Origin of the sequence: Microcystis sp. M109S1 (assembly GCF_020247025.1) — a bacterium.
In the GTDB taxonomy this organism is placed as follows: Bacteria; Cyanobacteriota; Cyanobacteriia; order Cyanobacteriales; family Microcystaceae; genus Microcystis.
This window is the reverse complement of sequence record NZ_JADBRW010000155.1, coordinates 1-9105: the sequence shown is the minus strand read 5'-3', so window position 1 is coordinate 9105 and position 9105 is coordinate 1. Positions and strand designations below refer to the sequence as shown.

The window sequence follows — 9105 nt, the reverse complement described above, 5'->3', positions numbered from 1 at the left end:
TTTCAAGGTGCTGCGCCGTCCACTTGGTTTTCGAGACTGGCCTTTTAATTCTAACGTAAAGCCGCCGTAGAACGGCGGGGTTTCAGACCCAAAATTTCCGATGATTTGACACTCCCCACGCCGTAAACGGACGTGGATTCTTCTAGCATCACTGCTGAGAATTTCTGGCTCAACGATGTGGACTTGAATTAGATTCCTGGCGAAATCCCACCCAGCGGTGGTTCTCTCCTCAGACTTTCGCGACCTTACAGAAGCCTGTTCTCGGGGTCCCCTACGATACAGTTCAAAACCTCTAAAATACTTGGTTTCTCTGGTACTTGGTGCTGAGAATTTTTACCTATAGGAGCATTCCCCTATAGAACCCCATAACTCTAGTTTTCAAGGTGCGTTCATCTCTACGGTTGATGACTGGGTTTTTTAAGCGGTTGCTTACCCGGCCCCCTATTCTGAATATCATAGATCATATAAAGTCGCCCTCAAAGGGCGAGGCTTTCAACCCAATTTTTCGGTAATTACTCGCCGTTGGCTCATTTCTGGAACCGAAAACTTGCTCAATTGCCTCAAATACGGTTTAGCCAACACATTGACCGTTCTCCCCGAAATTTATCAGTACAAAAAAACCATTTTGAGGTTAACGAATTGATTGAGAATTTGAGCGGGTAAGTGCCAATCGACTCCCTCAAAGCCTAACCATCAGCGATCCTTAAAAAGAGGGCGAACGAGGGGACTCGAACCCCCGAGTGGTGGAACCACAATCCACTGCCTTAACCACTTGGCTACGCTCGCCTTACACATATCCACTATACCAGAAAACGAATCGTTGACAACAGGTTTTTTATCCTAATTCGGGCTATGGTTAGGGTAAGTGAGTGATGATTTGAGAGCTTATGAAATTGGCGCGGTTAGGGGGAATGGTGTTAGGAGTGGTTTTAGGGGGAATTGCGGGGATATTGCTGACAACTAACCCCAATCGTCAAGATTACGAACAATACGCTTCCCAGAGGTTAACTAGCTATCTTAAGGATAATGTCTGCGCTCGGGCGCAAGCTTCCATCGAGGTGCAGGCTCTCTTGCGGGGTTACTGTAAAATGTTGGTGGATACGGGTCATCCTTTTTTACAAGAAGCGATCGCAACTAACACCACTAGAAAGAATTTTGTCATTTTCAGCGTTTATCAAACGGAATTATGGTTCCCTCCGCCTTTACCTAGTTATCACTTCAGCACCGTCGGTTTTTTGGATAAATTATACATCTACGAAGCTTTAGAATTGTAGTCAGTTAACGGAGGCGGTCGGCAGGAGGCCGCTTTTGTAACGGGGATTTATGCCCCGCTCCAAAAACTTTTCGCCTTAAGGCGCGGTTTTAGACCCGATTTTTTCGATAAAGCACCAAACAGCCCCAAGGTGATCCTCCATTTTTTTATCGTCATTACAAGCAATAATTTCTAGACTATTCTCTAATAATCCTTCACCTCTCAATCGTTTAATAACTTCCTCTGGAGATTCTCCTAAATCAACAATTTTTGATCATACTTCTACCCAATTAATAATACTGATATAACACCTATTAATCAAGGCATTTTCTACAATTTCTGCTCTTGGTTCGTCTCTAAGATAAGCTAAAAAGGCAGCAGCATCTAACACAGATTTATTCACTTAAATACTCCTGTCTGCGTTCTTGAATAAGTTCATCTACTAAATTTCTATCAGGTGATTTATCTTTTAAGAAACCTCTTAATTTTTTAACTTGTTGTTTGAGGCTGACTAATTGGAGTTTGCCGCTATCTTCCAGAGTTAAGATTAATCTATCCCCAGATTCTAAATTAAGAATTTGTTGGATTTCTTGGGGTAAAGTTAAACGTCCTTCTGGTTCAATATCAAGTATGTATTGTTGAGAAAGTGATGAATTAGCAACTGTCATAACTTTATATTTCCTTGTTTTCTACCTATTTCTAGTTTAGCAAAAATTCTAAAAGTTAATCCTGTAGGGTTCGTTAATGCAATGTAACACAAACAGTGAGTTTTGGAAACACTCACGCCCGAATCACAGTAATTCTATATTGATTTTCCGTCACCACAAACTCAGTGGATAATCTTTCCTCCATTGGTAAAGCATTTTTCCGCCTATCAAAGATAAATAACCAACCAAAATCTAACCCAAAACGCCCTAAATAAGATTCTAATTGTTCAATTCCATCAGCTTGCGGATCGCGTTTTTTATCCCGCCATACTTTTAATTCAATCCCTAAAATTACATCTTTATAACTCAGACATAAATCCATTCTATCACTACCAATTGCATATTCCCTTTCTAAAACTCCCCCACCATTAACCACACGATGTAAAAAAGCCATTAATACAATATATGGAGCGATTTCATGATATCCCGTACTACCTAATAATGGTTCGACCTGTTGTCGCCAAAATTTGAGAAATGCTGTTAATAAAGCAGCTAGATTTAATTCACCTTCTGGGGTTAACCAAGTGGGTGCAATCATGGGTAAAGAAGCCATTGGTGTCACAGTTAATACCCTGGGTAAAACTTCCCGATAAATGGGATTAGTAATAGTTAATCCTCCATAAGGGTGCATTTTACATAATCCTAAATCAATGACAAATTGAATATCATCATTAGGTATATTTCCTAATTCTAAACCTGCTAACATCGGTTCAATAATGGCTTTAATTCTTGGTTCTCTTAACCGTTCTGCTAAACTATCTAAATGAGTATCTTGACGAGCAATTAATATTTCTTTGGCTGTTAAAATGTGTTCTTTGGTAATAGCAATGTTTCTATCTTTTACCATTTTTTCTACAATTTCTTTAGCTAAAGCATTGACTAACCAAGGTTGTCCTTGAGTTAAATCAAAAGATGTTTCTATTGCTTCTGGTGTAAAAATTTGTCCGGTTGCTGCTGTATGCTGTTGATATAATTCTCCCACTTCTGCAAGATTAAAATTTCGCATAGTCAGAGAAGCAACTTTGATATTAAAAGGACTAGATGTATTTAATCTATCACTACCACCAGATGCTACTTTATAATCTCTCACATCTCGTAAACCAATTAATCCTACTGAGGTCGGGAAATTTTCTGGACGATTAGGAAAACCATCTCTTAACTGTCGTAAAACTGATATTAATGTTTGGTCTTGTAAACAGTCAATTTCATCTATAAATAATACTAAAGGTCGGTTTAAAGATTTTGCCCAACCTGTTAAAAAAGCCTTAATTCTATTTCCTGGTTCTTCCTGTTGCCATTGTTTAGCAGCTGGTTGTAATTCTTTAGGTAAACGGATATTTATTGTATCATACCAAGTTCCTAAAATTGCTAATTCTGCGGCAGCAGGATCATGATTAAATGCACTTCCTACTTCCACTGATACCATGACTGCGGCATAATTTCCTCTATCGGTAAGTTGTTGTGCTAGAGCTAACATTGCTGTGGTTTTCCCTGTTTGTCGTGGTGCGTGAAGGACAAAGTAACTACGTTGTTGAATTAGCTCCTCTAAATCTGGTAATCGTACTGTGGGAGATAGCATATAGTGGATATCGTCTTTACAGGGACCGGCAATATTAAACCAGCGAGTCATAGAATTTTATTATTTAGTGGACATTTTAATTTTAGATGATTTTGGTGGGGTTTTTGATAGCAGGAAGGAAGAGGTGATGATCGGCAATACTTTGTTATGCTTGATTATGAGCAATTATTGTTATATAGGGGAATAGTACGCTGATTTTACGTTTGCTAATAGGTAGTGATTTTATTGTCGTGGTGATAGCTCAAACCTTGCTAATTGGGCATTATAGTCATGGATAAAGTACCAGATAGCCCATAGGTGATTCTCCACATTAGACTACCACTACTATCGAATCACTACCCAGAATCATATATGGGCTGTTCAGCAACAAAGTGGCATTTAATATAAAAGACCTTGATTGTTGATAGCTTACTGGTATAATGTTGGAGCGCACTGGTATTGTTAACTTCCATGACCATCGTTACCGAAACCCGATCGAACGATGGTGACAGGAGATCAGTTGATGATTAAAATTGAAAATCTTAAGCTAATTGTTAAAAATTATGGCCGCTGAAATTATTTGTGTAGGAACGGAATTATTATTAGGGGATATAGTTAATACTAACGCCCAATATTTAGCCCTAGAATTGGCAAAATTAGGCATTCCCCATTATTATCAAACGGTGGTGGGGGATAATGTAGAAAGACTGAAAAAAGCGATCGCTATTGCCCTAGAACGTTCTTCAATTTTAATTTTTACCGGCGGACTCGGACCTACTCCCGACGATTTAACCACAGAAACAATCGCCGATTTTTTCCAAACGTCCCTCAGAGAAGATCAGGAGATTTTAGCAGAAATCGAGGCTAAATTTACGAGTTTAGGGCGAGAAATGCCTCCTAGTAACAGTAAACAGGCTTTAATACCCATGGGAGCCGATTTTTTGCCAAATCCGACGGGAACCGCCCCCGGCATGATCTGGCAACCAGAGACTAACGTGACTATTCTCACTTTCCCCGGAGTACCCTCAGAAATGAAGAGAATGTGGGTAGAAACGGCGATTCCTTACCTAGAAAGTCAAGGATGGGGCAAAGAGAGGATTTATAGTCGTTACCTCAAATTTCGCGGTATCGGTGAGTCAGCTTTAGCGGAAAAAGTTGCCCATTTATTTGATCTGACTAATCCCACCGTTGCCCCCTATGCTAGTTTAGGCGAAGTGCGTTTGCGAATTGCGACCAAAGCCCCTTCTTTAGAGGCTGCTTTGCAGGTAATTGAACCGGTAGCGACGGAAATTAAGGAAATCGCCGGATTAGATTATTTTGGTGCTGATAACGAAACTTTGCCCTCGGTAGTGGGGGAACTTTTGCGGCAGCAAAAACAAACTTTGAGTGTGGCAGAATCCTGTACTGGAGGGGGATTAGGGGAAATTATCACCCAAATCGCCGGCAGTTCCGATTATTTTGGGGGTGGGGTTATTTCCTACGATAATCGGGTAAAAGTTGCCCTCTTAGACGTAAATGAAGGGGATTTAAATAATTTCGGGGCTGTAAGCGAGATTGTCGCCCAACAGATGGCCCTAGGGGTGCAAAAACGCCTCGCTACGGATTGGGGGATCAGTATCACGGGTATTGCTGGACCAGGAGGAGGCAGCGAGACGAAACCGGTAGGCCTAGTTTATATCGGTTTAGCCAGTCCTGAGGGAAAAGTGACTGTATCAGAGCATCGTTTCGGAGAAAATCGAGATCGCTTGACCATTCGCCAGATTAGTGCCTATACCGCCCTCGATCGCCTACGCCGGAATTTATTAATAATGTCTTAAAAAAGAATTGCCAAGAATATATACTCAGACTAAAAACTTATGTTAAGCTTAATATAAATACAAGATATAGATTCCCCCGCTCGTCAGATTTAACAGCCAAACGATGAAAATTAGTTAAAATTCTCTAGAATCAAGCTGTTGCGGGGATCAATCGACGAAAACTCATAGCTAGTATCTCAAAGGAGCCATTTGGTCAATGGACTATTTAGATGAAGTGATAGACAAGTTGAGAGAATGGGCGCGCAAACTGATCGAGAGTGTTTTTGGTCCGGAACCCGAACCCGAACCCGAACTAATCCCGATCCCCGTGCGCGATCACAGTCGATAAAGCCACCGGTAAAACAGAATATTGCGATAATATCAGTGCAAACTTACTATGAGTCTGCACTTGATTTTTAGGTGAAGCAAAGTCTAGCTTAATTTGGTGACGATTTGATTATTTAGTAACAATTCTTGACTGAGTAAATCTTCCACATTAATCCGCAGAAAACACTGATCATCAATCCAGAACTGCACTTTAATGCGATCTTTACCCCGAAAACCTAAAGGATCGAGTTTAGCGATCGATCGGGCCCCCTCGCGATCATTTAAGGTTTGGACGCTAGTTTCTCCATTACCGAGGGAACGAGTAATTAATTTATCACCATCAAAATAGACCTCCATTGCCCCCCTTTCCGTGCCTAATTCGCCGATAATTAATTCAATGCTGGGTTGATTGTCCACGGAAGCACCTAGGACTAATTCCACGGGTTTTTCCATAGGATAGGGTTGTCCAGAGTTAATAATCGGATGCCAAGCGTGGGCATTTTTGCGACGATTCCAGTAACGAATGCCGTAGCTATGATAAAGAAAATCTTTGACTTGATAACCTTGGGCTAATTGTAACGCTCCCAAAGCGATCGCTTCAAAGGGTCGATCCTCTTTAATTTTACTACTATCAAAATATTGTCGCACCCAATCTTTTACCGCCGGAATTTGTACGGTTCCCCCGACTAATAACACCGCATCGATAGCGCTAACTTCAACTCCATTGCGTCTTCCCTGTTGCAAAACTCCCGTCATTAAATCATCTAATTGATTAAAAAAGTTTTGTTGTTGGAGAATATCGGTCAATTGTTCTCGATCCAAGCTTAACTCGTAACTCTCGAAATTTTCCTCATCAAAATATACCTCCTCGGCGGTTAATTGGGAAGAAAGTTTAATTTTTAATCTTTCTGCTAGACGAGTAGTCAGGGAAGTTTTCGCTAAAGATTGCTTTTGGGCAAAATAATCGACAATCCAATCGTCGATATCTGACCCCCCTAAATTTGTCCCCGCCTTGGCTAAAACTCTCGCTAGTTTAGTTTTTTGGGCAGAATTATTGCCTAAAAGTTTTTCTCCCCACTTGAGAATAAAACCTTGATTTTTTTGAGGATTATCTAAATCTAATTGTACCAAAGAAAGATCGAGAGTGCCACCGCCAAAATCTACCACTAAAATCACTTGATCCCCAATGGTTCCATAACCCAAAGCGGCGGCCGTGGGTTCATCAATTAGTCGAATTTGTTCGATTTCCCACCCCTGACAAACATTGCTTAACCAATTGCGGTAACTTTCAAAACTATCGACGGGGACGGTTAAAACTAGAGATTGGGGGGTTTCCGGGGTGGTGTTTTTTAAGTGGTCGATGATGCTATCAAGAAACCATTGACCAACCCCCTCGAAACTGAGGACAGTTTCCTCTAATTCTGGTAAAAATCCTTGAATTTTTGCCCCGATACCTCGTTTAAAGCGACGAAAAAAACGCGGATCTCGATCGATATCTAAACCCCGATCCCGTACCGCTTGACCAGCAATTACTTGCAGGGGATTGGCTGATTTAATATAGAGTAAACTGGGAATTAGGGGGGGATTGTCGGCTATTTGTTGGGATAACTCCGATAATTTGACGGTTTCTGCCCTATTTGTCGCCCCATTCCAACGAGTAATGACGGTATTACTGGTTCCGAAATCAATAGCGTAGAACACGATCGATGGTTTTTAGGTAAATTTAGTTAATTATTCGCTATTGTAACCTGTTATTTACAGCAAACCGCCCGATCGAGGTGGAAGCTTCCGAAAAACCTGGGGAATTTGGTCAGCGCAAGCTAAAGAAGTCTGAGCAAAAACTTGACAAATAATCTTTAATAGTATATATGAGTTGCACCTGATCAAAGGATTATGTTAGCAGTTACTACCTCACCCGAAACCCTCTCCTTAGAAATTCCTAGCGCGATCGCTCTCTCGATCACCCTTGAACAGTTTGAAGCCATTGCTATGGTCAACCGTGACTTAAAATTAGAACGTACAGCCCAAGGAGAATTAATCGTGAATCCCCCGACAGGTGGCGAATCAGGACAGCGAAATTTTCGTATAACAGGACAATTGTTTCGCTGGTGCGAAGAAAATGAAGCTTTAGGAGTCGGGTTTGACTCTTCCACTGGATTTATACTGCCAAATGGGGCGATTCGTTCTCCCGATCTATCTTGGGTGAGTCGAGAACGCTGGGAATCTTTAACCCCTAAGCAGAAAAAAGGATTTATTCCCCTCTGTCCCGATTTTGTGGTCGAATTGCGGTCTGAATCTGATAGTCTTGACAAATTACAGAAAAAACTGCTCGAATATAGGGAAAATGGGGCAAGGTTAGGCTGGTTAATCGATCCCCAGAATCGGCAAGTTGAAATTTATCGTCAAGGAAAGGAAGTGGAGATATTAGAAAATCCCACTGATTTATCGGGTGAAGATGTTTTACCCAATTTTAGCTTAAATTTAAAGCTCTGATGTTTTCAGGAGTAATCCTAGGATATTAGACTTCTGGCAGAAGTCAGGCAATAGGCAACAGGCAAGAGGCAACAGTGGTAAGAATCGCCGATTGCTCTATCATATTTCTAGGTCATCATCAAATGAGCATCGAAAAGTCTTTAGTCTCGTCAGGTAAAAGTCTTTATCAAGAAGATTTCTACGGATGGTTACAAGAAACCGCTAACTTGCTCAAAGAACATCGTTTTGAAAAATTAGACTTAGAAAATTTAATCGAAGAAATTGAAACGATGGGAAGGAGTGAAAAACGAGAACTAGAAAGTCCCTTAACCGTCATTGCCGAACATCTGCTTAAATTGACTTACTGGCTAACTGAAAAGGAAACAAATGTTCAGGGGTGGCGCAGCACAGTTGTTGAACAACGCAGACAAGTTCAACGCTTATTAAAAGAGAGTCCAAGTCTGAGAAGATTGATTCCTGACATCTGGATAGATTGTTACCAAGCAGCCAGAGAGGATACTGTCAGAAAGTATCAACTTGCTGCTGATTTATTCCCGATTGAATCACCCTTCACCCTTGAAGAAATCCTTGATTATGACTATCTTCCTTAAAACTGAAGTTTGGTATTTTGTATATGAATACAATGCCTAACAAAGCAAAGCCTTAAGCGGCAATCAGTACTTCTGAATCACTCCCTAAATTAAATTGGCTTACCAAATCAAAGTAAGATTTAAACTAAATTCTGGCAGAATATTTTCCCCCGATAAACTCTCTGGATTGGTTAAAATTTCTACTGCCTGTCCTTGACGATAAATTTCCACTTCTCTAGTTTTTCTATTGATTAACCAACCTAAACGAGTCCCATTATCTAAATATTCCTGCATTTTTTTCCTAGCAGTTTCTATGTTGTCACTAGCAGACATTAATTCAATGACAAAATCGGGAGATAGAGGTAAAAATCTTTCCTTTTGTTGTGGGGTTAAAGCTTGCCAT

Annotated in this window: 9 protein-coding genes and 1 tRNA gene; 5 read left to right on the top strand and 5 right to left on the bottom strand. The window is 40.7% G+C overall.

Features of this window, described 5'->3' with window-relative positions:
* Positions 1–713: 713 nt before the first annotated feature.
* A tRNA-His gene (locus IM322_RS07440) sits at positions 714–786 on the bottom strand.
* A gap of 101 nt (positions 787–887) precedes the next feature.
* On the opposite strand from IM322_RS07440, the gene IM322_RS07435 reads away from it, so the two are divergent.
* On the top strand, positions 888–1274 hold the full coding sequence (locus IM322_RS07435; protein WP_287676777.1) for a DUF4359 domain-containing protein: 387 nt from the start codon (positions 888–890) through the stop codon (positions 1272–1274).
* Positions 1275–1647: 373 nt separating this feature from the next.
* On the opposite strand, the gene IM322_RS07430 is transcribed toward IM322_RS07435, so the two are convergent.
* Both IM322_RS07430 and IM322_RS07425 read right to left on the bottom strand, forming a co-directional pair.
* A complete protein-coding gene (locus IM322_RS07430; RefSeq protein WP_287676774.1) occupies positions 1648–1920 on the bottom strand; it encodes an AbrB/MazE/SpoVT family DNA-binding domain-containing protein in 273 nt (90 codons plus the stop codon).
* Positions 1921–2032: 112 nt separating this feature from the next.
* Entirely contained in the window at positions 2033–3589 is a 1557-nt protein-coding gene (locus IM322_RS07425) for an AAA-like domain-containing protein (protein ID WP_287676772.1), read from the bottom strand.
* Positions 3590–4080: 491 nt separating this feature from the next.
* Between IM322_RS07425 and IM322_RS07420 the strand changes: the two genes are divergently transcribed.
* Positions 4081–5334, top strand: a complete 1254-nt coding sequence (locus IM322_RS07420) for a competence/damage-inducible protein A (protein ID WP_287676771.1) — start codon at positions 4081–4083, stop codon at positions 5332–5334.
* A gap of 196 nt (positions 5335–5530) precedes the next feature.
* Positions 5531–5662, top strand: a complete 132-nt coding sequence (locus tag IM322_RS07415) for a hypothetical protein (protein ID WP_002757361.1) — start codon at positions 5531–5533, stop codon at positions 5660–5662.
* A gap of 83 nt (positions 5663–5745) precedes the next feature.
* Here IM322_RS07415 and IM322_RS07410 read toward each other — a convergent pair whose 3' ends face one another.
* Positions 5746–7341, bottom strand: coding sequence for an Hsp70 family protein (locus tag IM322_RS07410; RefSeq protein ID WP_287676770.1), 1596 nt, complete (start codon positions 7339–7341; stop codon positions 5746–5748).
* Positions 7342–7533: 192 nt separating this feature from the next.
* On the opposite strand from IM322_RS07410, the gene IM322_RS07405 reads away from it, so the two are divergent.
* Together IM322_RS07405 and IM322_RS07400 are read left to right on the top strand one after the other, a co-directional pair.
* The gene (locus IM322_RS07405) at positions 7534–8133 is read left to right on the top strand and encodes a Uma2 family endonuclease (protein ID WP_287676767.1); all 600 of its coding nucleotides are present in this window, start codon (positions 7534–7536) and stop codon (positions 8131–8133) included.
* Between the two features lie 122 nt (positions 8134–8255).
* On the top strand, positions 8256–8723 hold the full coding sequence (locus tag IM322_RS07400) for a DUF29 domain-containing protein (RefSeq protein ID WP_287676765.1): 468 nt from the start codon (positions 8256–8258) through the stop codon (positions 8721–8723).
* Positions 8724–8822: 99 nt separating this feature from the next.
* On the opposite strand, the gene IM322_RS07395 is transcribed toward IM322_RS07400, so the two are convergent.
* A partial coding sequence (locus IM322_RS07395) for a Uma2 family endonuclease (protein WP_287676763.1) occupies positions 8823–9105 on the bottom strand: 283 nt, incomplete at its 5' end.

Coding starts and splice junctions, on each gene's coding strand:
- IM322_RS07420 (WP_287676771.1), top strand. CDS start 4,081: ATGGCCGCTGAAATTATTTGTGTAGGAACGGAATTATTATTAGGGGAT.
- IM322_RS07425 (WP_287676772.1), bottom strand. CDS start 3,589: ATGACTCGCTGGTTTAATATTGCCGGTCCCTGTAAAGACGATATCCAC.
- IM322_RS07405 (WP_287676767.1), top strand. CDS start 7,534: ATGTTAGCAGTTACTACCTCACCCGAAACCCTCTCCTTAGAAATTCCT.
- IM322_RS07435 (WP_287676777.1), top strand. CDS start 888: ATGAAATTGGCGCGGTTAGGGGGAATGGTGTTAGGAGTGGTTTTAGGG.
- IM322_RS07400 (WP_287676765.1), top strand. CDS start 8,256: ATGAGCATCGAAAAGTCTTTAGTCTCGTCAGGTAAAAGTCTTTATCAA.
- IM322_RS07430 (WP_287676774.1), bottom strand. CDS start 1,920: ATGACAGTTGCTAATTCATCACTTTCTCAACAATACATACTTGATATT.
- IM322_RS07415 (WP_002757361.1), top strand. CDS start 5,531: ATGGACTATTTAGATGAAGTGATAGACAAGTTGAGAGAATGGGCGCGC.